The organism is Brevibacillus sp. HB1.3 (assembly GCF_013186635.1).
GTDB classification, from domain to species: Bacteria; Bacillota; Bacilli; order Brevibacillales; family Brevibacillaceae; genus Brevibacillus; species Brevibacillus brevis_D.
The window spans coordinates 493,150-519,738 of sequence record NZ_JABMIT010000003.1; the positions used below are offsets into that span (position 1 = coordinate 493,150).

Annotated in this window: 25 protein-coding genes; all 25 read left to right on the forward strand. The window is 47.1% G+C overall.

All coding sequences use genetic code 11. From position 1 onward, the window contains the following. The 25 genes from HPY31_RS10070 (at position 1) to nusA (ending at position 26,587) form a co-directional block, all read left to right on the forward strand. Positions 1 to 864 (forward strand): MinD/ParA family protein, encoded by an 864-nt coding sequence (locus tag HPY31_RS10070; RefSeq protein WP_172140518.1) that lies wholly within the window; start codon positions 1 to 3, stop codon positions 862 to 864. A gap of 31 nt (positions 865 to 895) precedes the next feature. Next, positions 896 to 2,011, forward strand: a complete 1,116-nt coding sequence (locus tag HPY31_RS10075; RefSeq protein WP_016743333.1) for a protein-glutamate methylesterase/protein-glutamine glutaminase — start codon at positions 896 to 898, stop codon at positions 2,009 to 2,011. Positions 2,012 to 2,032: 21 nt separating this feature from the next. Further along, a complete protein-coding gene (locus tag HPY31_RS10080) occupies positions 2,033 to 4,057 on the forward strand; it encodes a chemotaxis protein CheA (RefSeq protein ID WP_172140520.1) in 2,025 nt (674 codons plus the stop codon). 16 nt (positions 4,058 to 4,073) lie between these two features. Then, complete coding sequence (locus HPY31_RS10085) at positions 4,074 to 4,550, forward strand: chemotaxis protein CheW (protein WP_015891736.1); 477 nt, start codon at positions 4,074 to 4,076, stop codon at positions 4,548 to 4,550. A gap of 5 nt (positions 4,551 to 4,555) precedes the next feature. Then, on the forward strand, positions 4,556 to 5,182 hold the full coding sequence (locus HPY31_RS10090) for a chemotaxis protein CheC (protein WP_015891735.1): 627 nt from the start codon (positions 4,556 to 4,558) through the stop codon (positions 5,180 to 5,182). Then, positions 5,169 to 5,654, forward strand: a complete 486-nt coding sequence (locus tag HPY31_RS10095; RefSeq protein WP_015891734.1) for a chemotaxis protein CheD — start codon at positions 5,169 to 5,171, stop codon at positions 5,652 to 5,654. Before HPY31_RS10090 ends, HPY31_RS10095 begins: the two co-directional genes overlap by 14 nt. Before the next feature lie 3 nt (positions 5,655 to 5,657). After that, a complete protein-coding gene (locus HPY31_RS10100) occupies positions 5,658 to 6,041 on the forward strand; it encodes a hypothetical protein (RefSeq protein ID WP_172140522.1) in 384 nt (127 codons plus the stop codon). A gap of 16 nt (positions 6,042 to 6,057) precedes the next feature. Beyond that, a complete protein-coding gene (locus tag HPY31_RS10105) occupies positions 6,058 to 6,846 on the forward strand; it encodes a FliA/WhiG family RNA polymerase sigma factor (RefSeq protein ID WP_015891732.1) in 789 nt (262 codons plus the stop codon). Positions 6,847 to 6,877: 31 nt separating this feature from the next. Then, on the forward strand, positions 6,878 to 8,296 hold the full coding sequence (locus HPY31_RS10110) for a flagellar assembly protein A (RefSeq protein WP_172140524.1): 1,419 nt from the start codon (positions 6,878 to 6,880) through the stop codon (positions 8,294 to 8,296). Positions 8,297 to 8,342: 46 nt separating this feature from the next. Beyond that, positions 8,343 to 8,681, forward strand: a complete 339-nt coding sequence (locus HPY31_RS10115; protein WP_015891730.1) for a hypothetical protein — start codon at positions 8,343 to 8,345, stop codon at positions 8,679 to 8,681. A 32-nt stretch (positions 8,682 to 8,713) separates the two neighbouring features. Further along, positions 8,714 to 9,235, forward strand: coding sequence for a DUF6115 domain-containing protein (locus HPY31_RS10120; RefSeq protein ID WP_216675550.1), 522 nt, complete (start codon positions 8,714 to 8,716; stop codon positions 9,233 to 9,235). Beyond that, positions 9,210 to 9,905 carry a DNA polymerase III subunit gamma/tau gene (locus HPY31_RS10125; RefSeq protein ID WP_172140528.1) on the forward strand — a complete coding sequence of 232 codons (696 nt, stop codon included), beginning with the start codon at positions 9,210 to 9,212 and terminating at the stop codon, positions 9,903 to 9,905. The genes HPY31_RS10120 and HPY31_RS10125 overlap by 26 nt, the downstream gene beginning before the upstream one ends. A gap of 246 nt (positions 9,906 to 10,151) precedes the next feature. After that, the gene (gene rpsB / locus HPY31_RS10130) at positions 10,152 to 10,862 is read left to right on the forward strand and encodes a 30S ribosomal protein S2 (protein ID WP_015891726.1); all 711 of its coding nucleotides are present in this window, start codon (positions 10,152 to 10,154) and stop codon (positions 10,860 to 10,862) included. Positions 10,863 to 10,999: 137 nt separating this feature from the next. Further along, positions 11,000 to 11,887 (forward strand): translation elongation factor Ts, encoded by an 888-nt coding sequence (gene tsf, locus HPY31_RS10135; protein WP_016743341.1) that lies wholly within the window; start codon positions 11,000 to 11,002, stop codon positions 11,885 to 11,887. A gap of 160 nt (positions 11,888 to 12,047) precedes the next feature. Continuing rightward, positions 12,048 to 12,770, forward strand: coding sequence for a UMP kinase (gene pyrH, locus HPY31_RS10140; protein ID WP_007719254.1), 723 nt, complete (start codon positions 12,048 to 12,050; stop codon positions 12,768 to 12,770). Between the two features lie 2 nt (positions 12,771 to 12,772). Then, positions 12,773 to 13,330 carry a ribosome recycling factor gene (gene frr / locus HPY31_RS10145; protein WP_015891724.1) on the forward strand — a complete coding sequence of 186 codons (558 nt, stop codon included), beginning with the start codon at positions 12,773 to 12,775 and terminating at the stop codon, positions 13,328 to 13,330. A 66-nt stretch (positions 13,331 to 13,396) separates the two neighbouring features. Further along, positions 13,397 to 14,167: an undecaprenyl pyrophosphate synthase gene (locus tag HPY31_RS10150; protein ID WP_172140530.1), complete on the forward strand. Its 771-nt coding sequence runs from the start codon at positions 13,397 to 13,399 to the stop codon at positions 14,165 to 14,167. Between the two features lie 17 nt (positions 14,168 to 14,184). Further along, positions 14,185 to 14,970 (forward strand): phosphatidate cytidylyltransferase, encoded by a 786-nt coding sequence (locus HPY31_RS10155; protein WP_016743343.1) that lies wholly within the window; start codon positions 14,185 to 14,187, stop codon positions 14,968 to 14,970. A gap of 40 nt (positions 14,971 to 15,010) precedes the next feature. Beyond that, positions 15,011 to 16,159 (forward strand): 1-deoxy-D-xylulose-5-phosphate reductoisomerase, encoded by a 1,149-nt coding sequence (locus tag HPY31_RS10160; RefSeq protein WP_172140532.1) that lies wholly within the window; start codon positions 15,011 to 15,013, stop codon positions 16,157 to 16,159. Positions 16,160 to 16,202: 43 nt separating this feature from the next. After that, entirely contained in the window at positions 16,203 to 17,468 is a 1,266-nt protein-coding gene (gene rseP / locus HPY31_RS10165; protein ID WP_172140534.1) for an RIP metalloprotease RseP, read from the forward strand. A 55-nt stretch (positions 17,469 to 17,523) separates the two neighbouring features. Next, a complete protein-coding gene (gene ispG / locus HPY31_RS10170; protein WP_015891719.1) occupies positions 17,524 to 18,606 on the forward strand; it encodes a flavodoxin-dependent (E)-4-hydroxy-3-methylbut-2-enyl-diphosphate synthase in 1,083 nt (360 codons plus the stop codon). Between the two features lie 43 nt (positions 18,607 to 18,649). After that, positions 18,650 to 20,395, forward strand: coding sequence for a proline--tRNA ligase (locus HPY31_RS10175; RefSeq protein WP_172140668.1), 1,746 nt, complete (start codon positions 18,650 to 18,652; stop codon positions 20,393 to 20,395). A 116-nt stretch (positions 20,396 to 20,511) separates the two neighbouring features. Next, the gene (locus HPY31_RS10180) at positions 20,512 to 24,816 is read left to right on the forward strand and encodes a PolC-type DNA polymerase III (protein ID WP_172140536.1); all 4,305 of its coding nucleotides are present in this window, start codon (positions 20,512 to 20,514) and stop codon (positions 24,814 to 24,816) included. A 167-nt stretch (positions 24,817 to 24,983) separates the two neighbouring features. Continuing rightward, complete coding sequence (rimP, locus tag HPY31_RS10185) at positions 24,984 to 25,442, forward strand: ribosome maturation factor RimP (RefSeq protein ID WP_015891716.1); 459 nt, start codon at positions 24,984 to 24,986, stop codon at positions 25,440 to 25,442. A gap of 53 nt (positions 25,443 to 25,495) precedes the next feature. Further along, entirely contained in the window at positions 25,496 to 26,587 is a 1,092-nt protein-coding gene (gene nusA, locus HPY31_RS10190) for a transcription termination factor NusA (RefSeq protein ID WP_016743349.1), read from the forward strand. Positions 26,588 to 26,589: the final 2 nt, after the last annotated feature.

Here is a 26,589-nt window from a genome sequence, read left to right on the forward strand (position 1 = left end):
ATGCGTGACCAAGCAGAGCAACTCCGTGAGAGGATGCTACAAAACAAGAAGACACGGCCGACTAGACTGGTAACAGTGACGAGTGGAAAAGGTGGTGTCGGCAAGTCCAATTTCAGCCTGAATTTTGGACTTGGTTTGATTGAGAAGGGTCATAAGGCGGTTTTGTTTGACTTGGACCTGGGTCTGGCAAATCTGGATGTATTAATGGGAATTACCCCAAAAAAGCATCTGTTTCATTTGTTAGAGCCAGATACGACTGTTTGGGACATTATCGAGCACGGGCCTGGAGGCTTAGAATTCATCGCGGGTGGTTCTGGATTTACGCAGATCATGCAGTTAGATGATGAGAAGCTTGATCGCTTATTCTCACATCTGGACCCATTGCAGGGCTATGCTGACACTATCATTTTTGACACGGGAGCAGGTTTTTCAAAAGAATCCATGAGATTCATGCTCTCCTCAGACGAGGTCATCCTTGTTACCACTCCCGAACCACCAGCGATAACGGATGCATATGCAGTCATCAAGATGCTTCACTCACGTAACCCCGCTGTTTCCATTCGATTGGTGATAAACAGGGCGTCGTCGGAGAGAGAAGGGAAAATGACGGCAGACAAGCTTGCGATGGTTTCCAAACGTTTTTTGAATATGGATATTCAGTCGCTTGGATATGTTTCGGATGATCCTTATGTTTCTAAAGCTGTTAAACTGCAGCGTCCTTTTCTACTTACATATCCACAATCGCAAGCTGCGAGAAGCATACGAAATCTGGTAGAGAAGTATCTGGATCGTCCGGTTACTACAGACGATTCTATCAGTGGTCTCAAAGGTTTTCTTGCGAGGTTGAGGCACTTCATACGATGAGACACAAAAGTAGGAAGGGAGCGACATTCGAATGAGCAAAATCCGCGTTCTCGTCACCGACGATTCTGCATTCATGCGTAAAGTGATTTCGGACATTTTATCTACGGATCCTGAGATTGAAGTGATCGATCGAGCCAAAAATGGACTCGAATGTATAGAAAAATGTAAGCAGCTGGCGCCGGATGTTCTCACACTCGACATTGAAATGCCAGTCATGAACGGTTTGGACGCTCTGGAAAAGCTGATGAATGAGTGCCCGGTTCCGATCGTCATGTTGAGCAGCCTGACGAAAGAAGGGGCAGAAGCTACGATTCATGCGTTGGAACTAGGTGCGTTTGACTTTGTAACGAAGCCTTCTGGACCAATTTCTCTCGACATCCACAAGGTGGGCGATCGTCTTATCGAACGCGTGAAGGCGGCGGCAGCATCGAAGGTACGTTTGAAAAAGCAGATGACTCGGGTAGCCAAACCTGTATCCTCTGAATCAAAAGCAGCACCTGTTACACCGGCAACCCCAGTAATACGTACGAAAATACCGAGCCCACCTGCTGTGATGCGGTCACAAGTGGGTGGAAAGGCAAGACTGGTGGTTTTAGGTACTTCCACAGGTGGTCCTAAAGCATTGCAAAGTGTACTAACTGCAATTCCGGCGAATTTTCCGGCACCAATTGCCATCGTTCAGCATATGCCAGCAGGTTTCACAAAATCGTTAGCAAATCGACTAGACTCGTTATGCCAAATTCGAGTAACTGAAGTTGTCGATGGCGAGTATTTGGAAAATGGGACAGCGTACATCGCTCCAGGAGGTTTCCATTTCGAAGTTCGTCAAGTGAATGGGAGACTACAGGCCTATTTGCATCAAGAAGAGCCACGAGGCGGACACAGACCATCTGTCGATATCCTGTTTGAATCAGTCAGTCAATTGACAAATGTAGACAAATGGGCAATCATCATGACAGGTATGGGGAATGATGGGACTAAAGGGCTAAAGCTCATGAAGGAGCTTGGCCATGTCACAAGTATTATCGAAGATGAGTCGAGCTGTGTCGTATACGGAATGCCACGAGCAGCCATTCAAGCAGGCTTGGCAGACAACGTGGCCCCATTGGAAAAGATTCCAGAGCTGTTGTGCAAGCTCTTGCACTGATTTTTGGGAGGTGGATCACCTATGGATATGAATCAGTATTTGGACATGTTTATTGAGGAGTCAAAGGAACACCTACAGGCGATCAACGCCAACTTGTTACTCTTGGAAAGTGATCCGGGTAACATTGGCCACGTCAAAGAGATTTTTCGTTCCGCACATACATTGAAAGGTATGTCGGCAACAATGGGCTTTGAAGACATGGCGAGTTTGACTCACGAAGCGGAAAATGTATTGGACCTGATTCGCAATCAGAAGTTAACGATTACCAGCGACATTATGGACGCTATTTTCCAGAGTGTAGATTTGATTGAAGGCATGGTCATCGATATCACAGAAGGCGGAGACGGTTCCTCGGATGTAACCGCTATTGTAAGGAAGCTGCGAGCGATTGTAGCGGGAGACTTTTCAGCTGAGCAGGAAGTAGCAGCTGCTACGATGGCTGTGGAAGCACCACAAGAGGAAAGTACACCAGCTGAAGATCATGAGCTGGATGACTATGCCATGATGGTCTTGAAGCAGTCTCAGGAGCTCGGTAACAACGTTTTGTGGATCAAAGTGACTTTGAATGAAAACTGCTTGCTCAAAGCCGCTCGCTCTTACATGGTTTTTGATCAATTGGAATCCATGGGTGAAGTGATCAAAACGAAGCCAGCTGTTGAAGATATCGAGAATGAGCGATTTGAACAATCGTTTGAAATCGCCTATGTGACGGAGCAATCGATTGAAAAAATACGTACCACGATTCTTAACATTTCGGAAATCCAAGATGTGACAATCGAAACGATTCAAATGAAGAGTGAAGCTCCACCTGCTCCTGTAGTGCAACAGACACCAGCACCAGCTGAAAAAGGAGCAGCAGAAGCTCCTCAAGCACCCGTGAAGAAGGCGACGGCTGGTGGTAAAACCATTCGTGTGGATATCGAACGCTTGGATATCTTAATGAATCTGTTTAGCGAATTAGTCATTGACCGCGGTCGTCTGGAGCAGTTGGCGCGGGAGATCGGAAAGAACGAACTACAGGAAACCGTGGAGCACATGAGCCGGATTAGTGGCGATTTGCAAAACATCATTCTGACCATGCGCATGGTACCGGTGGAGCAAGTATTCAATCGTTTCCCACGTATGATTCGTGATCTGCAAAAAGATCTGAATAAAAAAGTGAATCTGGAGATCATCGGTGCGGAGACAGAATTGGACCGTACTGTCATCGACGAAATCGGGGACCCACTCAACCACTTGCTGCGTAACTCGCTTGACCACGGAATTGAGTCTCCAGCAGATCGGAAAAAGGCAGGTAAACCAGAAGAAGGAAAAATCGAGCTCCGCGCTTTCCACAGTGGGAACCACGTATTTATTGAAGTAAAAGATGACGGTGCTGGAATCAATAAAGATAAAGTCCTCAAAAAAGCGCTTGAGAGAGGTATTGTCAATCCTGCTACCGCAGATAGCATGAGCGACAAACAAATCCACGAATTGCTTTTTGCAGCAGGCTTTAGTACAGCGGAAGTTGTTTCTGATATTTCCGGTCGTGGTGTTGGACTGGATGTCGTGAAGTCCAAAATTGAATCGTTGGGCGGTAGTGTCGGCGTAGATTCTGTGCGCGGCCAGGGCACGACTTTCCTCATTCAATTACCACTTACGCTCTCTATCATTTCCGCGATGCTGGTACAAGTGAAAGATGAGAAGTACGCTGTCCCACTCAGCTCCATCATTGAGACGGCTGTATTTAAAAAAGATCAAATCATGATGGCTCACCGCCAAAAAGTGATCGACTTCCGGGGACGTGTAGTTCCGCTCGTTTCGCTGCAGGACATTTTCCAAGTGCCTGATAATGGGGAAACGTCGGAAGATGAAGTGGCAGTCGTCATCGTACGTAAAGGTGAGAAAATGGCAGGCCTTGTCGTCGATTCGTTCATCGGTCAACAAGAGATTGTTCTAAAATCTCTCGGCAAATATCTGGTTAATGTATTTGCCATTTCAGGTGCAACGATTCTGGGAGACGGTCAAGTCGCGCTCATCATAGATTGTAACTCGCTGATTAAGTAGAAGGAGGGGCAGCCACATGCTCGATCAAAAAGAAGTCATTAGCGAAGTCAAAGTGATTGTCTTTCGGTTGAAGGACGAAGAGTATGGCGTAGAGGTTCATCAGGTCAAATCTATTGAAAAGCTGGAGCACATTACAAGAGTTCCTCGAACGCCTAGTTTCGTCAAAGGGGTTATTAATCTGCGCGGCGTTGTGACACCGATTATTGACCTGCGCAATCGTTTTAGTCTTGAAGAAAGCGTCTATTCCGAAACCACTCGAATCATTATCGTGGCCGTAGGTGAATTGGAAGTGGGTCTTATTGTAGACGCTGCAAACGATGTTATCGATATACCAGTTGATGCGATTGAACCGCCTCCAGAGGTTGTTGGTGGTGTGGAAGCTGCTTATTTGCGAGGCGTCGCTAAGCTGGATAAACGACTGTTAATCCTCTTAAACCTCGATAAAGTATTGAGTACTGAGGAAATCAAGCAGTTGGACGCAATTGAGGGGTAAGTAAAATGGGCGATTTTACGAAGTTTGGGGATTTCCAATTTGACGTTTTACGGGAAATCGGGAACATCGGTGCTGGTCACGCTGCCACGGCTCTCTCCAAGCTCATACAAAAAGAAATCGATATGAAAGTTCCACAAGTCAAGATTATCTCCTTCGACGAAGTGGCAGATTTTGTAGGAGGAGCGGAAACTGTAGTAGTGACCGTCTTCCTCCGGGTTGAAGGCGATTGTCCGGGTAACATGTTTTTTATCCTTGATTTGGAGTCTGCCAAGCACCTGCTCGAACAAATTACAGGAATTAATAAAGATGTGTACGAGTGGGAAGAGTTGGAGATCTCGGCGCTGCATGAGATTGGCAACATCTTAACAGGTTCTTATTTATCATCGTTAGCTGATTTTACACGCTTAAATTTACAGCCGTCCGTACCTGCACTCGCTGTGGATATGGCTGGAGCTATTCTAAGTTACGGATTAATAGCGTTGGGTCAAGCGGGTGACTTTGCCCTCACGATTGACACCGCTTTTTTCGAAGGCAATGATCAAGTAAAAGGGAACTTTTTCTTAATTCCTGATCCTGAATCGCTCCCAATACTATTTCGTTCATTAGGGGTTCCGTTCGATGGAGATTATTAAGATAGGGATGGCTGATCTCGGTGTGGCAAAGCCGCCGAGCAAGCTACGTACTACCGGTTTAGGTTCTTGCGTAGGGGTAGTGCTCTACGATCATATCCATAAAATTGCAGGTATGGCACATGTTATGCTCCCGGAATCGTCTTTGGCTAAAGGCGGGGAGTTAACGATAGGCAAGTATGCGGATACAGCAATCCCTCATCTGATTCAGTTGATGGTGAAGGCTGGTGCGGAGACCAGACACACAGTTGCGAAATTGGCTGGAGGCGCACAAATGTTCGCGTTTTTGGGGAATAATGACACCATGCGGATTGGGCCTCGAAATGTAGAGGCGTGCAAACTTGCATTGAAGGATGCTCATATAAAGATCGTGGCAGAAGATACAGGGGGAAACTGCGGTCGGACAATAGAGTTAGATGCCACAAACGGCATTCTTCAAATCAGGACCGTAAATCAAGGTGTGAAGGAAGTATAACAAATGTTAGGAACCATTTGGATTAATTTTGGATTAGGGATGCTCGCATTTCTTGTAACGCTGGGTACGGCTGTGGCTAGTAATGTCTGGCTCGTATCTCTGGAGAGGGCAGGTATTGCATTTGTCCTATTCTTCCTCGCTGCATTTCCAATTCGTTGGCTGCTCGCAACGTTCATACAGTCATCTACTCCACCAATGGTTACGGATTCGCTAGAGGGGACAAGCTCTCCTCTAGCTGAAGGTGGGGTTGTTCTGGAAATTGGACAACAATTGGAACAGGAAGATGAAACATTTGCACCAACCTCAATCGACAAGATGGAAAGGATTCGTCCTACTGAGGATCCAGCCACCGTTGCAGAGGTCGTTAGGCGCTTATCAGATGAGTAAAGGTTGGTGACTATTCGTGGCACGGCTAACCAGTCAAGAAAAAGCAAAAGAGTTCGATAAATGGGTCATGTGGAAGCAAGAGGGAAGTCGGGAGGCCGAGGTTGACTTGATCACGCGTTTTTTGCCACTGGTAGATAAGGTGGCAAATCGGTTGGCAATTAATCTGCCAGCCAATGTGGACAAGGATGACTTGATTAGTTATGGGCGCTTTGGGCTATTGGACGCTTTGGCTAAATTCGATCATACCCGGGGTCTCCAATTTGAGACGTACGCCATGTGGCGGATTCGTGGTGCAATGATCGATGGACTACGCGAGAACGACTGGATCCCTCGTACTGTTCGTGACAAGGCCAAAAAAATCGAAGAAGCATACACCACCTTGGAACAGCAAATGCTGCGAATGCCAACCGATCAAGAAGTGTCTGATTATCTGGGAATAAGCAAAAAGGAGCTTCAACAGGTTTTCTTGGAAACCTCTCTTGCCAGCATGGTTTCTATCGATGAGGCAGTAGGGGATGAAGATGAACAAAAAACAGCAAGACATTCGTATATCATCGACGAGCTCACACCTCGCCCTGATAATGTGGCGGAAGTATCCAGCTTAAAAGAAGTTCTTGTAACGGTCATCGATAAGTTGCCTGAAAAGGAACGACTGGTTATCTCCTTGTTTTATTTTGAAGAAATGACCTTATCAGAAATTGCGGAAATCATGAGCTTGTCACCTTCAAGAATATCCCAGTTGCACTCCAAAGCTCTTTTCCGACTTCGTTCTGCGTTGTCCAGATGGAAATCGCAATTGATGTAAGGGGCCATTACCCAAGCTTGAGAGGGGTAGAATGATGGAAGGGATCGGGAAATATAAAATAGACGTAAAAGTTTCGGCTGATAAATTGGAGGCTGAAGTATTTCTACGTGTTGACGAACAAGATATCGATGAAATCGTCATCTTGGAAACAGATGTATATAAAGCATTGCAAGCAAGCAATGTGAAATTTGGAATTCTTGATGAGGTAGTTCGGGACGTGTGTACCTTACCCGCGAAGTATGCAAACGCGAGAGTAAAGGTTGCTCAAGGGGTTGCGCCTGTGGCCGGAACAGATGGGACTATCGAGTACCCTTATTTAGCATCTATTAATGAAGGGGAAGGTCCTAAAGAGCTAGAGGATGGCCGAGTTGATTTTTATAATGTGACGACAATCCCTAATGTAGCAAAAGGACAACTCTTGGCACGTAAAATACCAGCAAGCCAGGGAGAACCAGGCACAGCAGTTACCGGAGAGCCCATCGCTCCCAAAGCCGGCAAGGAAATAAACATGAAGCCTGGGAAAAATGTTGTGCTCAATCAAGAGCGGACGATGCTATACGCAGCTATTGACGGACAAGTCTCCTTTACGGAACAGTCAAAAATGAACGTGTTTCCCGTATTTGAAGTAAACGGCGATGTTGATTTTGGTGTTGGCAATATTGATTTTGTGGGAACGGTGGTCATTCGCGGGAACGTATTGAATGGCTTTCGCGTAAAGTCATCAGGAGATATTCGCGTACTTGGCAGTGTAGAAGGCGCCGAGTTGTACGCGGAAGGCTCCATCGAGATCAAAAGTGGAATTGTTGCCCAGGACAAAGGCTGCATTGTTGCAGGGAAAGATGTCCGGACATCGTTTATCCAAAACGCAAATGTAACAGCTGGCAATCAAGTGATTGTTTCACAAAGCATCATGTTCTCAACGGTACGAGCCGGAAAGCAAATCATTTGTAAAGGGTCAAAAGGCTTTATTATTGGCGGCGTGCTACAGGCTGGGGAAAAGATTGTGGCAAGAGTATTTGGGAACAGCAGCGCCACTCCTACGATACTCGAAGTAGGAGTAAAACCGGAATTAAGACAAGAACTGGCGAACATTCAAAAAGAACTACAAAATGTGTATGAAAATTTACGCAAAACAGATCAAGGTCTTGGCGTTATGAATCAGATCCTTCAAGTCAGCAAAGAACTTCCAGCAGACAAACGTCTCATGCAAATTAAGCTAACCAACACTCGTTTGGTTCTGGAAAAAGAAAGCAAGGAATTGGAAGCACGCAGAAATGATATTGAACTCGAGCTGAAAGGGGAAGGCCCAGCAGCTATTGAGGCATATCATGTGATGTATCCAGGAATTAAAATGACGTTCGGAAAGCTGGTGCACTTTATCAAGCACGAGTATGCGAGAACGCGATTTATCGTGCTGGACGGTGAAATTAGCACAGCAACTCTTATCTAATCCAGGATGCGTACATACTTAGTGTGACAAAGGGAGTTGTGGCCATATGAGTTTGAAAGCGGTTGAATTGCAGGTGGCAATACCACGCACGTTAGAAGTCAGCCGAATTCAGGAGCATCAGCAACAACGAACCATGCATGAACAACAATCAATGATTGATCAGCGAAGAGACCTGGATGAACATATGCGCCAGCGCCCGAGCGATCTTGAGCAATCACAAAAAAACCAGATACGCGAACGGGAAAAAAAACAGGGGCAGCAAGAGCATCAGGACAAAAAAGAATCCACTGGGAGCCAATTGTCCGAATCGAGCGAAGGTGTATCTACGAATGCTGACCTCATGAGAGATCCACTGCGTGGACGGATTATAGATATTTCTTTATAAATAAAGTCAAGCCAGAAATAAAGGTGGACAACATGGACGTAGTGTATCCCATCCTGATTGGAGCAGGAATGATCAGCATGCTTCTTGCTTTTGTCATTAATAAGAAGCAGCCTGTTGACTCCTTTTCCTCATTACCGACACAACGCACGACGGACAAGGACGAGCTAGAAAAAAGCGTGCAGCGTCTTCAAAAACAGGTAAAGCAAGAAACCAATCTTCTTGCGGCAGAATGGCAGGAAATGAGAGCGGATCTCCTCGAGGATATCGCTGGTTTGCGCACACGCTTAGATAATATGGAAGAACAATGGGAAAAAAATGCGAGTCACAAACCAGAAGCTCCAAAGGATACGAATAGGATAGAACCAGCGCCTCTGCCTCAAGTTCAAGAGGTAGATATGCTGGCCTTGCGAGAACGTTATCGCCGTGCCTTTGAACTGAGTAAAGAAGGTTTGTCTCGGGATGAGATCGCAAAACGACTCGGTGCCGGCAGAGGGGAAATCGATTTGATCTTTTCCTTGGCTGACAGGCATGAGCGAGGTCTTGCCGATGCGTAAACAAGAGCTATTATTTGGATTTGGAGCAGGACTAATTGTGGCTACCTCCATTATCGGACTGATAGCGCCTAAGCAGACTGCGCAAGCCCCAACCATGTCTGTAGATCAAATGAAGGTAGCTGCACAAGAGCTGAAAATGGTCGTACTTACAGCAGAAGAATACAAACAGTGGCAGGAAGAGAAGAAAGTAAACGTACAGCCAGCTCCTGGAGTGCCTAAAGCGCCTGTTACGCCAAAGGTAGGTCAAACAGTGACGCCTGTGACAAAGCAACCACAAACGCCAACTGTACAGCCAACGACACCTGAAGCTACATCGGCACAAAAGGTGAATCCGCCAACAAATCCAGTGAGTAAGGACGGCCAAGCTATTCCAACCGTACCGAATACGCAGACACCAACGTCACCCAATACGGTGACACCTACAGCACCGACAGTGGGAGCACCTGTAGCAGATAAAAAGGTTTCTTTCACCGTTCCTTACAAAGCAACTGCAGAGGATGTAGCGCAGATTCTCGTAAAGGAAGGAATCCTTCCTGCCGAAAATCAATTTGTGTCCCAGCTACGAGCGAGCGACAAGCTAAATCGTATTCGTGTTGGTACCTATGAAGTGTCGACTGCCGCTAAGGAAGCAGATATCGTCAAGTTGATAACAACGCCGCCTAAAAAATAGGCGGTTTTTTCAATGGAACCAAATGTGTCCATTTGTCGTCAGCCAAGAAGAGTCAAAACTTTTTTTACGAAATAAATGGAATTCGTTTGTTGCAATTGAAACTATCATATGATATATTCATTTACGGTGTTGAAATCGCACGTCCACCAATTCCAGCAACGGTGCTGCCAATGGCAGAATTGCTTGGAACATGCGGTGAGGCGGAGGTACGCATCACAAAAACCATCTTTGAAGGAGGTGTGAAATATGGCAGTAATTTCGATGAAACAATTGCTCGAGGCTGGTGTACACTTCGGTCACCAAACTCGTCGTTGGAACCCGAAAATGGCTCGCTATATCTTCACCGAACGTAACGGAATCTACATTATCGACCTGCAAAAAACCGTTAAAAAAGTAGAGGAAGCGTACAACTTCGTACGTGAACTCGCTCAAGACGGCGGAAAAATCCTCTTCGTTGGTACGAAGAAACAAGCACAAGAATCCGTTAAAGAAGAAGCAGAACGCACAGGTCACTACTTCATCAACCAACGTTGGTTGGGTGGTACTCTGACAAACTTCACAACCATCAAAAAACGTACTGCTCGTTTGGCTGAGCTGAAGCGTATGGAAAACGATGGTACTTTCGCAGTATTGCCTAAGAAAGAAGTTATCGTTCTGCGCAAAGAAATGGATCGTCTGGAAAAATTCTTGGGCGGTATCGCTCACATGGATAAACTGCCTGACGCTCTGTTTGTCATCGATCCTCGTAAAGAGCGCATCGCTGTAGCAGAAGCTCGTAAATTGGGTATCCCAATCGTAGCGATCGTAGATACTAACTGCGATCCAGATGAAATCGATTATGTGATCCCAGGTAACGATGACGCAATTCGCGCTGTGAAATTGCTCACTGCTAAAATGGCAGACGCTCTCCTGGAAGGAAACCAAGGTACAGAGCAACAAGCAACAACAACTGCGTAAGCATGTGTGTTAAAGGGTGGACTGAGGGTGTCAGAACCCCCGTCCATCCTTTTTTGCTGAATAGCGTCGCCGAGGTTAACAGGTGACTTGCTTTTCGATTATAATAGGATCGTAACTTTTCGAGGAGGTTTCACTCAATGGCAATTAGTGCACAAGCGGTTAAAGAACTGCGCGAGCGTACAGGCGCAGGTATGATGGATTGCAAACGCGCGCTGGAAGAAACAGCAGGCGACATGGAAAAAGCAATTGACTTGCTCCGTGAGCGCGGTGTAGCGAAAGCAGCGAAAAAATCCGGACGTATTGCAGCTGAAGGTTTGACTGCGACAGCGGTAGCTGGAAACGTAGCAGCGGTTGTAGAAGTAAACTGCGAAACTGACTTCGTTGGTAAAAACCCTGAGTTCCAAACACTTGTGAAAGACATCGCTGAGCACGTTGTATCCCAACGTCCTGCATCTGTTGAAGAAGCTTTGGAGCAACCTTTCAAAGGTGCTGGCGAGACTTTGGGCCATGTAATCAACGAGAAAATCGCGACTATCGGAGAAAACATCTCCTTCCGTCGTTTTGCACTCTCCGAGAAAACAGACAACGGCGTTTTCGGTGCTTACCTGCACATGGGTGGCCGCATCGGCGTTCTGGTTACTTTGGAAGGTACACAAGACGAAACACTGGCTCGCGACCTGGGCATGCACGCAGCAGCGTCTAACCCTCGTTTTGCTAACCGTGATGAAGTTTCCGCTGATGAGATCGAGCGTGAGCGTGAAGTTCTGAAAAACCAAGCACTGGCTGAAGGCAAACCTGCTAACATCGTTGAGAAAATGGTAGAAGGCCGCCTCTCCAAATTCTTCGAAGAATACGTACTGGTTGAGCAACCATTCGTAAAAGATACTGACAAGAAAGTAGCTGTACTTCTGAAAGAAGCAGGTGCTACCTTGAAAGAATTCGCTCGCTTCCAAGTTGGCGAAGGTATCGAGAAGAAACAAGAAGACTTCGCAGCTGAAGTAATGGCTCAAGTTAATAAGCAATAATAAAGGTTATAGGGAACACCTTCGTGTTCCCTATTTTCAAAGCGAGAGTTTCACTTTGTGTGAAACTTTCTGCATGTAAATAGCAAGTGTGTACCTGTTCCCAATGAGAAGGAATGAAGACTGGGCACAGAGAATGATTCATGAATGGAGGCCGTTTCACATGCCACTTCCTGCCTATAAACGGGTTGTGTTAAAGTTGAGTGGGGAAGCTTTGGCGGGGGACTTAGGGTATGGAATTGACCCAAAGGTAATCTTCTCCGTCGCTAACCAGATCAAGGAAATCGTAGAATTGGGTGTACAAGTCGCAGTAGTCGTCGGAGGAGGTAACATCTGGCGCGGACTTTCCGGCAGCTCAAAAGGAATGGATCGGGCAACAGCCGATTACATGGGGATGCTGGCCACAATTATGAACTCACTCGCCTTGCAGGATGGGTTAGAAAAAGTGAACGTCCCGACTCGTGTTCAAACCTCGATTGAGATGAGACAGGTAGCAGAACCATACATACGCCGTCGTGCCATTCGTCATTTGGAAAAAATGCGTGTGGTCATCTTCGCAGCCGGTACTGGTAACCCTTACTTTTCAACGGATACGACTGCTGCTCTGCGTGCAGCTGAGATTGAAGCTGAAGTGATCCTGATGGCGAAAAACAAGGTAGACGGTGTATACTCTGCAGACCCAAGCCTTGACCCGAACGCTAAGAAGTACGACCAGCTGACATTCCTGGAAGTGCTGAATAAAGGCTTAGGTGTCATGGATTCAACAGCGTCCAGCTTGTGCATGGATAACAGTATTCCGTTGATCGTCTTTAACATTTCTGAAGAAGGCAATATTCGTCGGGCAGTAATGGGCGACAAAATCGGTACTCTAGTGAAAGGGGAATAATTATGCCACAAACTGTGCTAAATGACATGGAAGATCGCATGAATAAAGCGATCAATGCTTTGAAAAGAGATCTGTCCAGCCTGCGTGCAGGTCGTGCGAACCCAGCGATGCTGGATCGTGTTACAGTAGACTACTACGGCACTCCAACACCGATTAGCCAATTGGCAAACATCAGTGTACCAGAACCACGTATGCTGACAATCCAGCCTTGGGATAAAACGGCGCTTAAAGAAATTGACCGTGCGCTGCAACAATCGGATTTGGGAATTTCTCCATCCAACGATGGCGTGATTATCCGCCTGATCATTCCTCCACTCACAGAAGAGCGTCGTAAAGAGCTCGTGAAGCTGGCAGGAAAAGGTGGAGAAGAAGCAAAGGTAGCGATTCGTAACATCCGTCGTGATGCAAACGATGAAATCAAAAAGCTGGAAAAAGCTGCTACCATTTCTGAGGACGATTCCCGTCGTCATCAAGAAACCATTCAAAAAACGACGGATAAATTCATCGCCGAAGTTGACAAGATCGTTAAGGACAAAGAGAAAGACATTTTGGAAGTATAGGTAATGGTAATCCCCCTCGTTTGAGGGGGATGTACGTCTATATCTCTCATTACGGGGGAACACTTTATGTTGGAACATCTGGCGCGCAAATGGGGCCGCAAAGAAAAGCAATCGGAGCCAGCCGAGTTGGATCGTTCCGGTAAGATTCCGGAACATGTGGCGATTATTATGGATGGTAACGGTCGTTGGGCCAATAAGCGCAGTTTACCCCGGGTTGCCGGGCACCGTGCAGGAATGAAAGCAGTAAAAGAGGTCGTCAAGGCTGCTGACGAGATTGGCGTGCGTTATATGACGATGTACGCATTCTCTACCGAAAACTGGAAGCGTCCACGCGATGAAGTGGATTTTCTCATGAAACTTCCGCAGGAATTTTTGTCGACAGAATTGGATGAATTAATTGAACGAGGTGTCCGCATACGCATGCTGGGCAGTAAAAACGAGCTGCCTTCTCATACGTTGAAAGCGCTACTGGAAGCAGAAGAGAGAACGAAGGACAATAGCGGTTTGCAATTGAATTTTGCCCTGAATTACGGCGGGCGAGATGAACTTGCAAAAGCATTTTCAATGATGGCAGCACAAGTAAAAACAGGCGAGCTTCAACCAGAACAACTGACTGAGGAATTGATATCGAGCTACCTGTACACAAGCGAAATTCCCGATCCAGACCTCTTGATTCGTACAAGTGGAGAGATTCGCTTGAGTAACTTTATGCTGTGGCAATTAGCATATACAGAATTATGGTTTACGGACGTGCTATGGCCTGATTTTACCCGTGAACATTTTTATCAAGCAATCGTGGAATACCAAGGCCGAGCTCGTCGCTACGGGGCGGTATAGCCGAGAGGTGGAATCAGTTGAAGCAACGTATAATTACAGGCCTGATTGGTGGGGCTGCATTTCTATTATTGATGTATGCTGGTGGAGTTTGGTACTCACTATTGGTGTTTTTACTGGCTGTCATTGGCTATTTTGAATTTATGAGAATGGCTGGCATTCAGTCATTTTATTTGGCAGGATTGCTCGGATATGTATTGATGTTAAGCATTTTGTGGCCGTCTCTTTTATTTTCGGATTGGCTCAGTATCAGCATGCCGGATCTGATGCTGCCCGTCATCCTGCTCTTGTTGATTTACTCCGTTTTACGGAAAAATCAGTTTCACATTGAACACGTCGCCCTTACGTTGGTGGGGGCGTTATACATAGGCTACGGTTTTACTTATATGGCCGCTACCCGAAACCTACCTGAGGGATTCATGCTTACGGTCATGGTCATTATGGGAATCTGGTCGACTGATTCGGGCGCCTATTTTGTTGGAAAAGCAATAGGTAAACGCAAACTGTGGCCAGAAATAAGTCCAAACAAGACGGTGGAAGGGGCCTTAGGCGGTCTCGTCGCTTCTGTCTTGATTGTTCTTTCCATCAATGCAAGTTTTGGACATTTTGCGATTGATCAGGCTTTGACCATCGCACTTGTTGCGGGGATCGTCGGGCAATTGGGTGATTTGGTCGAGTCGGCTTTCAAGAGACATTTCCATGTAAAAGATTCAGGACAGCTGATCCCAGGTCATGGGGGCGTTTTGGATCGCTTTGATAGTTTTTTGCTCGTCTTTCCGGTTCTACATCTATTAGGTATTGTCTAAAACCTTTTGCATATAGAAAGAGATATAGAGGGTGAAATCCGTGAAAAAAATAGCGCTCTTAGGTTCAACGGGGTCAGTTGGAACGAGCACACTTGAAGTCGTAGGCCAGCATCCTGAGGATTTTTCGGTGGTGGCTATGGCTGCTGGAACAAACATCGATCTATTGACACGCCAGGTGGAAACATTCAAGCCCGAGCTCGTTTCTGTGGGAAATGAGAAGGCTGCCGTTGAACTGCGAGATAGATTGGCGGGCAAGTCTCAACCAGAAATCGTTTACGGGGCGGAAGGTTTGGAACTGGTTGCCCGTCATGAAGCTGCCAATTTCGTTATGACCGCTGTTGTCGGCAGTGTAGGGGTCACACCTACACTCGCTGCGATTGAGGCGGGAAAAACAATTGGACTGGCCAACAAAGAGACACTGGTGAGCGCTGGCCCTGTCGTCATGAAACGAGCGAAAGAAAAAGGCGTATCCATTATTCCAGTAGACAGCGAGCATTCAGCTGTCTACCAATGTCTGCAAGGCGAACGTATGGAAGATGTGGCAAAGATTATTTTGACCGCATCAGGAGGTTCCTTCCGTCACCTCTCACGCGAGGATCTAGAGCAAGTGACGGTAGAGCAGGCATTGGCTCATCCGAATTGGAGCATGGGTGCCAAAATTACCATCGATTCTGCGACCATGATGAACAAAGGTTTTGAGGTGATCGAGGCTCATTGGCTGTTTGATCTACCTTATGAGCAAATCGAATGCGTATTGCATTATGAAAGTATCATACACTCTATGGTAGAATACAAAGACAGAGCGGTCATGGCCCAACTGGGTACACCGGATATGAAGGTTCCAATTCAGTACGCCATGAGCTATCCCATAAGAAAAGAACTGCCTACGGAACCACTTGATTTGGTCAAGATCGCTACGCTTCATTTTGCAGCCATGGATTATGAGCGTTATCCTCTGTTAAAATTAGCGTATGAGTGCGGCATGGCAGGAGGTACGCATACTGCAGTACTGAATGCAGCCAATGAGGTCGCGGTTGATATGTTCTTGAAGGGAGCGATCCGTTTTTTAGACATCGAAAAGGTCGTCCGAAAAACATGCGAAGCTCACCCTGGTGTAGCGAGTCCGGAGCTTGCAGATATTTTTGCAGCTGATGAATGGGCACGCTCTTATGCGCTCGTCTCCATCTAAGGAATATGAGTGTTAGATACTTGACAGAAAGGTGGCTGTTCACTTGCCTTTGCCCAACCTGGATTCCGTTGAATCAATTCTCGCGATTGTCGTTGTATTTGGGGTACTTGTCTTTGTGCACGAACTAGGACACTTCCTTCTGGCCAAGAAGGCAGGAATCTTATGTCGTGAATTTGCACTGGGAATGGGGCCAAAAATTTTTCGCGTGAAGCGGGGAGAAACGGAATACACCTTACGCCTGTTACCCATCGGTGGTCTCGTTCGTATGGCGGGAGAAGACCCGGAGATGGATATGTTAAAACCGCACATGGAAGTTACCGTGGAGCGGGATGCGTTAGGAAAGGTCACACATATTTTGCTCGATGGGCCAAGTTCTGGTTCTGCTCGTGCGATTACTGGTACGGTGGTACAATTCGATTTGGAGCAAAATTTAAATATCGTACTGGAACTGGACGGAGAGCAGAAGACGTTTGCTGTTCATCCACAGGCCCAGCTGGTCAAGGATGGACAAGAAGTACAGATTGCCCCTCTGAACAGACAGTTCAAAGGCAAGACAATTTCACAACGTTTTTGGGCGATTTTTGCAGGACCTGCAGCCAACTTTTTGCTGGCATTTGTTTTGTTTATCGTGATCGGCTTCTTGTACGGCGTGCCGAATGGCAGCATTCTGGGGAATGTGATCCCGGGAGGACCTGCTGCTGCTGCTGGATTATTGCCAGGTGATAAGGTGATTGCGATTCAAGGTCAGCCTGTATCCTCGTGGAAAGACGTTGTAGAGAAGATTAGCAAAGCGCCGGACCAACAATTAACATTTGAGTACGAGCGCAATGGCCAGCGTATGACTGTGCCTGTGAAAGTAGGGAAAGACGAGAACAACGTGGGTAAAATTATGGTCACTAATGCAACCACGTTTGCTCCAGGGGAAGTTCTGAAATCCGGTGCAACCAACACTTACGATTTTACGGTGATGATCCTGAAAAGCTTGGGAATGCTCGTAACCGGGGAATACGGATTGAAGGACTTGAGTGGTCCAGTCGGTATTTTCAAGATGACGGGAGAGGTTGCGCAACAAGGTATGGCGATTCTGTTGAAATGGGCTGCTGTATTGAGCATTAACCTTGGGTTGTTCAATCTGTTGCCACTGCCAGCCTTGGATGGCGGACGTCTCGCATTCTTGGGAGTAGAGGCGCTGCGCGGTCGACCTGTTGACCCGCATAAAGAAGGAATGGTCCATTTCTTGGGCTTTGCCTTTTTGATGTTGCTGATTTTGGTAGTGACTTGGAATGATCTGCAACGATTGTTCTCCTAATCACGTACTAACACGATAGAAAGAAAAACAGACATACGTAAAAGGATGGTGCAAAATGTTCAAGCGCGAGGAGACGAAACCGGTTTTTGTAGGTGGAGTGCAAATCGGGGGCCAAAAAAGCGTAGTCATCCAGTCGATGACGACAGCAGACACACGTGATGTAGAAAAAACTCTGGCCGAAATTCAGAGACTGCACGATGTCGGTTGCCAAATTGTTCGCTTGGCCGTCATCAATGAAGATGCAGCACGTGCCATCAAAAAAATTAAAGAACGCTCCCCATTGCCGCTTGTTGCCGACATTCATTTCGACCACAAGCTGGCATTGATTGCACTGGAGAGCGGAATTGATAAAATTCGGATCAACCCAGGAAACATCGGTTCGAAAGAAAAAACGCAACGCGTAGTGGAAGCATGCCGTGAGCGCAATGTTCCGATTCGTATCGGGGTCAACTCCGGTTCTGTCGAGAAAAGACTTTTGGATAAATACGGTTACCCTTCTCCGGAGGCAATCGTAGAAAGTGCGATGGACCACGTGCAAATTTTGGAAGACCTGAACTACGACAACATTGTTATTTCCTTGAAGTCTTCCGATGTTCCAACGATGATCCAAACCTATTCGTTGATGGCACAGAAACGCAACTATCCGCTACACGTTGGTGTAACAGAAGCAGGTACACAGTTCTCCGGTAGCATTAAGTCTTCAGTTGGAATCGGAACGGTATTGTCGATGGGAATCGGTGACACGATTCGCGTATCTCTGACGGCTGATCCTGTCGAAGAAATTAAAGTAGCGAAACAAATCCTTCGCAGCTTGGATATCGTGAACAACGATCCAGTGGTAATTGCATGCCCATCTTGCGGTCGATGCGCAATTGACCTGATCGGCTTGGCAACCAAAGTCGAGGATGCCGTTTCCACGCTGAAAGTACCGTTAAAAGTAGCGGTAATGGGCTGCGCGGTAAATGGCCCTGGTGAAGCTCGTGAAGCAGATGTAGGTGTAGCCGGCGGAAATGGCGAGGGCTTGATTTTCCGTAATGGTGAAATTGTTCGGAAAGTAAAAGAAACCGAGTTGTTTGAAGAACTGATGAAAGAAATTAACGAAATAGTAAACGAGCAAAAACCTACGACTGTAGGATAATGCACGTTGATTGCTGATAAGGCATAAGGAGGACACGCACGTGTTGAAGCAAAGTCAAATGTTGATCCCTACCCTGCGGGAAGTGCCATCCGACGCGGAGATTGCCAGCCACAAGCTGCTGCTTCGCGCTGGTATGGCCCGCCAACTGGCTTCCGGTATTTATACGTACCTGCCCCTGGCGCTCCGTTCCCTGCACAAAATCCAAGCGATTGTGCGTGAAGAAATGAATAATGCTGGGGGACAAGAGCTGTTGATGCCAGCGATGCAACCAGCTGAGCTGTGGCATCAAACGGGTCGCTGGGATGTATACGGTCCCGAGCTCGTTCGCCTGCGTGATCGTCATGATCGTCCTTTTGCCTTGGGTCCAACCCACGAAGAAGTCATTACGAGTCTCGTGCGTGATGAGATTAACTCTTACAAAAAACTCCCGATCAACCTTTATCAAATTCAAACCAAGTTCCGTGATGAAGTGCGTCCACGCTTCGGTTTGATTCGTTGCCGCGAGTTTATTATGAAGGATGCTTACTCTTTTGATACGTCCCAAGAAGGCTTGGATCGCAACTTCCAGGCGATGTACGATGCGTACACAAACATCTTTACCCGTGTAGGCTTGAACTTCCGTGCAGTAGAAGCGGATGCAGGTGCAATCGGCGGAAAAGGCACTTACGAATTCATGGCGTTGTGCGACATTGGGGAAGACACGATTGCTTATTCGGAAGAAGGCGATTATGCGGCCAACTTGGAAAAGGCAGAAGTCGTGTACAAGCCATCTGCGAAGCCAGCAACAGAAGCGCCGGCTCGAGAAAAATTGCATACACCTGGCACTAAAACGATCGATCAATTGGTACAAGCACTGCAAATCGAAGCAAAGCAAATCATCAAGAGCCTTATTTATCGCGTAGACGACAAGCTGGTTATGGTTTTGGTGCGCGGTGATCATGAGATCAATGAAGTGAAGCTGAAAAACTTCTATGATGCGACGATCGTTGGACTGGCTTCTGAAGCGGATATCGTTTCCGTAACAGGAGCGCCTGCAGGATTTGTTGGCCCAGTTGGCATTGATCCTGAAAAAGTGGAAATCATCGCGGACAATTTTGTTCAAGATGTTTATGATGGTGTTGTCGGTGCCAATGAAACAGACTATCATCTGACTCACGTAGTTGTTGGCCGTGATTTCACGGTTTCGAAGTACGCTGACCTGCGCAACATTACGGAAGGTGACGAGTGCCCTCGTACAGGTGGGGTTATCAAGTTTGCACGTGGTGTTGAAGTCGGTCACGTATTCAAGCTAGGTACGAAATACTCTACAGCGATGGGTGCTACGTACTTGGATGAAAACGGACGCAGTCAACCGATGATCATGGGTTGCTACGGAATCGGTGTATCTCGTACAATTGCGGCAGTGATCGAGCAGAACAATGATGAAAATGGTATCATTTGGCCAGTGTCTGTTGCACCTTTCCATGTGCATGTGATTCCGGTCAATGTTAAAGTAGAAGAGCAACGTCAAGCTAGTGAACAAATTACAGAAGCACTGCGTAAGGCTGGCATCGAAGTATTGTTTGACGATCGTCCTGAGCGTGCTGGTGTGAAGTTTAAAGACGCCGATTTGATCGGATTGCCTCTGCGTATTACGGTTTCCGATAAAGCGGCACAAGAAGGAACAGTGGAAGTGCGTATCCGCAAAAACGGTGAAACACATGATGTGAAGCTGGATCAATTGGTCGATGAAGTGAAAGGTCTCCTATCTCGTGTTGACCAAACCGGAGCTGCTTTGTTCGGGAACTAGTTGCATGCAGGAATAAGAAGGATTTTGTCGAATTTTTACGGGGTGCTCCCCTAGATTAAAGGGGAGTGCCTCTTTTTCTTGTTTGAACGCTCACTTATGGGGAAGGTGGGAAAACCGTGGACCGTTTACAAGAGCAAAAACATCGCTTCTCCCTATTGGTCAAGCAAATGGAAGTTCCTGACGAATGGGTGGAGCGATTTTTTCTTGATGCTCAGATTGAAAAGCTAGAGCTGTATAAGCAAAACAAAGAATGGGTTTTTCACTTTGCCCTCCCGAGAATGATACCAGCGGATGTTTATGCTGCTTTTACCAAGCGATTAACGCATACATTTTCACATCTAGCCAAAGTAGATACCCGATTTCGCTATCACCAAAAGCCCGCTCTCGATCACGTAGTCGAAGAGTATTGGGATGTCTTGCTGGCTGGGCTGGAGCCAACGCTGAACTCCTTGGCAGTAACGATGCGTCAAGCGCGTAAACAAGTCGACCAACAGGAAGTCAAGGTGTACTTGCCAACGGAGATGTCCGTTGAGGTTGCCAAGCGAAAACGAGCGGATAATGAGCTTTTGGCTGCTTTCCAGAAAGCTACCGATTGTTCGATGCGTTTTTCTTTCCATGGGGAAGAAAGCGATGACGCGTATAAAGCCTTCGAGGAGCAACGTAAAGAAGAAGAACGTGCTCTCGTCGAAGTTGTCATGACGGCTGTCCAACAAGAGAGCAAATCGTCTGATAAAGCTGAGGCTGTCACTACGCTCATGATGGGTTATGAAATTAAAGATGCGCCGATCCCGATTTGCGAGATTCAAGATGAGGAACGCCGAATTGTCATCCAAGGAACCGTGTTTAACGTAGAGGTAAAAGAGCTCCGTAGTGGGCGTCATTTGCTCACGTTTAACATTTCTGACTATACGGATTCTCTCACGGTGAAGATGTTCTCTCGCGATAAAGAAGATGTGAAAATGCTCGAATTGCTGAAAGACGGCATGTGGGTGAAAGTGCGGGGAAGTGTACAGCATGACACATTTGTACGCGATCTCGTTATGAATGCCAATGATTTGAATCAAATTGAGCAGGTTATTCGGAAAGATCAAGCGGAAGAAAAACGTGTCGAGCTTCATTGCCATACGCCGATGAGTGCGCTAGATGCTGTTGCATCTGTAAAATCACTGGTCTCGACGGCAGCCAAGTGGGGTCATAAAGCCATTGCTGTCACAGACCATGGTGTCGTACAGGCTTTTCCAGAGGCGTATTCCATCGCCAAAAAGAACAACATCAAATGCATTCTCGGTATGGAAGCGTACGTAGTCGAGGATGGTATCGATATCGTTTACAACCTGCAAGCAGACAATAATCTTGCCATTGATGAAAATACAGAATACGTCGTGTTTGATACGGAAACGACGGGTTTAAACGCGTCAGAGCATACCATCATCGAGATCGCTGCTGTCAAAATGAAAGGCGCAGAAATTGTCGACCAGTGGACGGAACTGATTGACCCGCAATTGCAAATTGGGCCAAAGACAACCGAGATTACGGGGATTACCAACGAAATGCTCCGCGGGCAAGAGACACTTGATGTGGTACTCCGCAAGTTCAAGGATTTTACTGGTGACGCCATTCTGGTCGCACATAATGCAGAGTTTGACAAAGCGTTTATCAACGCCTGCGCCAAACGGATTGGCATGGAGCCATGGACCAATCCATTTTTAGATACGCTACCTTTGGCGCGCTTGATGTACAAAGGCATGCGCAATTATCGATTGGGATCATTAGCGAAAAAGTTCAACGTCGAGCTCATCAATGCCCACCGTGCGTTGGACGATACCGTAGCCTTGGCTCACGTGTTCCAGCAAATGTTGAAGGACATAAAAGAAGCGGAAATCAAATCGCTAGCAGAGCTGAATGAAAAAAGTAACGAAGAGGCCGACTATAAAAGCGGACGCCCATTCCATGCGACCATTCTCGTGCAAAATAAAGAGGGCCTCAAAAACCTGTACAAGCTGGTAAGTCGCTCCCATGTGGAAACATTCTTCCGTTGGCCACGAATTCAGCGAAGCCAGCTGACTAAATACCGAGAAGGCTTGTTAATTGGTACGGCGTGCAAAGACGGAGAACTCATGCAATCGATTCTCCGTGGTAAGTCACCTGAAGAATTGAAGGAAGTTGCGGCTTTTTACGACTTTATAGAAGTACAGCCGATCGCCCATTACTCACCCCTGTTGCGGAATGAAGAAATTCCTTCGCTGGAGACGATGAAAGGCTACCATGAAAAGATCGTCCAAATGGGAAAAGAGCTCGGTAAGCTGGTCGTAGCTACAGGGGATGTGCACTTCCTGAATCCCCAGGATGAGATCTTCCGCGATGTTTTCTTACTGTCAAAAGGGGATCCAACCGCTGGCAATCAGCCGCCGCTGTACTTTCATACAACGGATGAGATGCTGGAGGCGTTCTCCTTTTTGGGAGAAGAGACTGCAAAAGAAATTGTTGTGACGAACACAAATGCCATCGCGGATATGATTGAGGATATCAGTCCGATTCCAGACAAGCTGTACACGCCGATCATTGAAGGGGCAGACGATGAGCTGCGTCAAATGTGTTATGACAAAGCAAGGTCGTTGTATGGTGACCCATTGCCCGAACTGGTCGAGCATCGCCTGGAAAAAGAATTGAACAGTATCATCAAGCACGGTTTCGGTGTGATTTATTTGATTTCGCAGCGTTTGGTAACGAAATCGTTGAATGATGGTTATCTGGTAGGTTCACGTGGATCTGTAGGCTCGTCATTTGTTGCGACGATGTCTGAGATTACAGAGGTAAACCCATTGCCTCCTCACTATCGCTGCCCAAATTGCAAGCACAGCGAGTTTATTACAGATGGTTCAATTGCCTCTGGCTTTGACTTGGAGGATAAAGCATGTCCACAATGTGGAACCATGTATGCCAAGGATGGACAGGACATCCCGTTCGAGACGTTCCTCGGCTTTAAAGGAGACAAGGTACCGGATATTGACTTGAACTTCTCTGGTGATTATCAGCCGCGTGCACACAAGTACACTCAAGAGCTGTTCGGAGCCGACTACGTATATCGTGCAGGAACGATTGGTACGGTTGCGGAAAAAACAGCGTATGGCTACGTGCGTAAGTATGCCGACGAACGAGGCATGACGTTGCGTAATGCGGAGATATCCCGTATCGTCAACGGCTGCACAGGTGTAAAAAGGACGACAGGGCAGCATCCGGGCGGTATTATCGTAGTTCCTGACTACATGGAAATCGAAGACTTTTGTCCGATTCAGTTCCCGGCTGATGATAATGAGTCTGAATGGCGCACAACCCATTTTGACTTCCACTCCATCCATGACAACTTGCTAAAACTCGATATTCTGGGACACGACGATCCAACCGTCATTCGTATGCTGCAAGACTTGACAGGAATGGACCCGAAGACGATTCCACTGGATGATAAAAAGACAATGTCCATTTTCAGTTCGACGGAAGCCTTGGGGGTTTCACCGGAGCAAATCGGTACGAACATGGGAACATTGGGCATTCCAGAGTTCGGAACCAAATTCGTACGACAGATGCTGGAGGACACCAAACCGACTACGTTTGCCGAGCTCGTTCAGATTTCTGGACTCTCTCACGGTACGGACGTTTGGTTGAACAACGCGCAGGACTTGATCCGCAACGGTACTTGCAAGCTGCCAGACGTAATTGGGTGTCGTGACGATATCATGGTGTATTTGATCTATAAAGGGCTAGAGCCATCTCGTGCCTTTAAGATCATGGAGTCCGTGCGTAAAGGTAAAGGGGTTCCTGAGGACGATCAGGAAGAAATGCGCAATAACAATGTGCCGGAATGGTATATACAGTCGTGCCAGCGGATCAAGTACATGTTCCCGAAGGCGCATGCGACTGCCTACGTCATGATGGCTGTACGGATTGCCTATTTCAAGGTTCATCGACCACTGGAGTTTTACGCGACATACTTCACTGTGCGTGCAGATGACTTTGACATTCCGCTTATGGTCAAAGGCTCAGCGGCGATCAAGCAAAAGATTGAAGAGATCGAGGGCAAGGGACACGATGCACAGCCAAAAGAAAAGGCATTGCTGACTGTTTTGGAGATGGCGTTGGAAATGATAGAGCGGGGCTTCCGCTTTGTCAATGTTGATTTGTACAAATCGGACGCTACTCGCTTCTTGATCGAAGGTGATTCCCTCATCGCTCCATTCAACGCCCTGCCTGGTTTAGGGACGAACGCAGCGATTAGTATCGTGCAAGCGAGAGAGCAAGGGGAGTTTTTGTCCAAGGAGGACCTCCTATCCCGATCCCGCATCTCCAAGACTATTTTGGAGTTCTTGGACGAGCAAGGTGCGTTGCAAGGATTGCCAGAATCCAACCAGCTATCCTTGTTCTAAGGCGTGCAGTCAAGGCTCACAGTCATCCAAAGGTTGTCAGCGAAGGGCTGTTATGCTATAATTTTTTTGGAAATACTGGTTTTATACGCATGGCTGATCGAGAGTGGGGAAACCCACTCTTTCTTTCTGGCTACACCTCATGGTTCAAATGAGAAGGAGGTACTTGCTTGAGCAAGGTAACAGGCATCGTCACTGAACTCATCACGCCCATTGTTGAAGAAGTGGGCCTGGAGCTAGTTGACATCGAGTACAAAAAGGAAGGCAGCAACTGGTTTCTGCGCGTGTTTATCGACAATGAAACTGGCAACATCGACATTGATGACTGCCGCCTTGTCAGCGAGAAGCTGAGCGAAAAACTTGACGAAGTAGATCCCATCCCTACGGCATACTTTTTAGAAGTATCTTCGCCGGGTGCTGAGCGCCCATTACGCAAGGATAAGGATTTCACGAAAGCTGTCGGCAGAAATGTGCATATCACAACAAAAGAGCCAATAGAAGGTGCAACCACGTTCGAAGGCGAACTGGTATCCTATGAGGATGGCAAGCTGACAGTAAAAGAAGCAAAGAAAACGTATGTAATTTCCCAAGAGCAAATTGACACGGCTAGAATGGCAATTATTTTTTAGTTGTCGCGGTCCGTGTTAGCCCGTGGTTAGTAAAGGAGGAGGCAACGAAAGTCATGAACGGCGATTTTATCGAGGCTTTAGAAGCCATTGAGAGAGAGAAAGGCATCACCAAAGACGTACTGATTGAGGCCATCGAAGCGGCTCTTATCTCTGGATACAAACGTAACTTCAACTCGGCTCAAAATGTACGGGTGGATGTAAATCGTCATTCAGGTATGGTGCGTGTGTTTGCGCGGAAGAGCGTAGTCGAAGAGGTTTTAGATCCGCGCCTAGAGATCTCTCAAGAAGCAGCACAAGAAATCGATCCTAACTTCCGTCTGGAGGACATCGTCGAAATCGAGGTAACGCCTCGTGATTTCGGTCGTATTGCTGCTCAGACAGCGAAGCAAGTGGTTACACAGCGCATTCGCGAAGCGGAGCGCGGTTTGATCTACAGCGAGTTTATTGAGCGTGAAGACGATATCGTAACAGGCGTCGTTCAGCGTATGGACGCTCGCAATTATTACATTGATCTGGGTAAGGCGGAAGCCGTTATGCCGATCACCGAAAAAATGCCATCCGAAGATTTTAAATCACAAGATCGTGTGAAGGCATACATCATCAAAGTAGAGAAAACCACTAAAGGACCGCAAATCGTCGTTTCCCGTACTCACCCGGGGCTTTTGAAGCGTCTCTTCGAATTAGAAGTGCCAGAAATATATGACGGTGTGGTTGAAATCAAATCTGTTGCACGTGAAGCGGGTGATCGCTCGAAGATCGCTGTGCATTCCATCAACGCAGATGTTGATCCAGTAGGGGCTTGTGTCGGTCCAAAGGGCATGCGTGTCCAAACGATCGTTACAGAGCTGAAAGGCGAAAAGATCGACATTGTGCGTTGGTCTGAAGATCCGGCCGAGTATGTAGCCAATGCACTCAGTCCTGCAAAAGTGCTGCATGTAGAGGTTAACGTAGCGGAGAAGGTTACACGAGTGATCGTTCCTGATTATCAATTGTCTCTGGCGATTGGTAAGCGCGGTCAAAACGCACGCCTGGCAGCCAAGCTGACTGGCTGGAAGATCGATATCAAGAGCGAGTCCCAAGCCGACCAAGAAGGCATCGCTTATCCAAAAGAAGTAGAGAGCGATGAAGGGACGGACAACGAATAATC

Bases quoted from the DNA above. Each gene is read 5' to 3' on its own strand.
- HPY31_RS10090 (WP_015891735.1), top strand. From the start codon at position 4,556: ATGGGCGATTTTACGAAGTTTGGGGATTTCCAATTTGACGTTTTACGG.
- HPY31_RS10125 (WP_172140528.1), top strand. From the start codon at position 9,210: ATGAGCGAGGTCTTGCCGATGCGTAAACAAGAGCTATTATTTGGATTT.
- HPY31_RS10100 (WP_172140522.1), top strand. From the start codon at position 5,658: ATGTTAGGAACCATTTGGATTAATTTTGGATTAGGGATGCTCGCATTT.
- HPY31_RS10085 (WP_015891736.1), top strand. From the start codon at position 4,074: ATGCTCGATCAAAAAGAAGTCATTAGCGAAGTCAAAGTGATTGTCTTT.
- nusA (WP_016743349.1), top strand. From the start codon at position 25,496: ATGAACGGCGATTTTATCGAGGCTTTAGAAGCCATTGAGAGAGAGAAA.
- HPY31_RS10120 (WP_216675550.1), top strand. From the start codon at position 8,714: ATGGACGTAGTGTATCCCATCCTGATTGGAGCAGGAATGATCAGCATG.
- HPY31_RS10080 (WP_172140520.1), top strand. From the start codon at position 2,033: ATGGATATGAATCAGTATTTGGACATGTTTATTGAGGAGTCAAAGGAA.
- tsf (WP_016743341.1), top strand. From the start codon at position 11,000: ATGGCAATTAGTGCACAAGCGGTTAAAGAACTGCGCGAGCGTACAGGC.
- rpsB (WP_015891726.1), top strand. From the start codon at position 10,152: ATGGCAGTAATTTCGATGAAACAATTGCTCGAGGCTGGTGTACACTTC.
- HPY31_RS10115 (WP_015891730.1), top strand. From the start codon at position 8,343: ATGAGTTTGAAAGCGGTTGAATTGCAGGTGGCAATACCACGCACGTTA.
- frr (WP_015891724.1), top strand. From the start codon at position 12,773: ATGCCACAAACTGTGCTAAATGACATGGAAGATCGCATGAATAAAGCG.
- HPY31_RS10110 (WP_172140524.1), top strand. From the start codon at position 6,878: ATGATGGAAGGGATCGGGAAATATAAAATAGACGTAAAAGTTTCGGCT.
- HPY31_RS10095 (WP_015891734.1), top strand. From the start codon at position 5,169: ATGGAGATTATTAAGATAGGGATGGCTGATCTCGGTGTGGCAAAGCCG.
- pyrH (WP_007719254.1), top strand. From the start codon at position 12,048: ATGCCACTTCCTGCCTATAAACGGGTTGTGTTAAAGTTGAGTGGGGAA.
- ispG (WP_015891719.1), top strand. From the start codon at position 17,524: ATGTTCAAGCGCGAGGAGACGAAACCGGTTTTTGTAGGTGGAGTGCAA.
- HPY31_RS10070 (WP_172140518.1), top strand. From the start codon at position 1: ATGCGTGACCAAGCAGAGCAACTCCGTGAGAGGATGCTACAAAACAAG.
- HPY31_RS10075 (WP_016743333.1), top strand. From the start codon at position 896: ATGAGCAAAATCCGCGTTCTCGTCACCGACGATTCTGCATTCATGCGT.
- HPY31_RS10150 (WP_172140530.1), top strand. From the start codon at position 13,397: ATGTTGGAACATCTGGCGCGCAAATGGGGCCGCAAAGAAAAGCAATCG.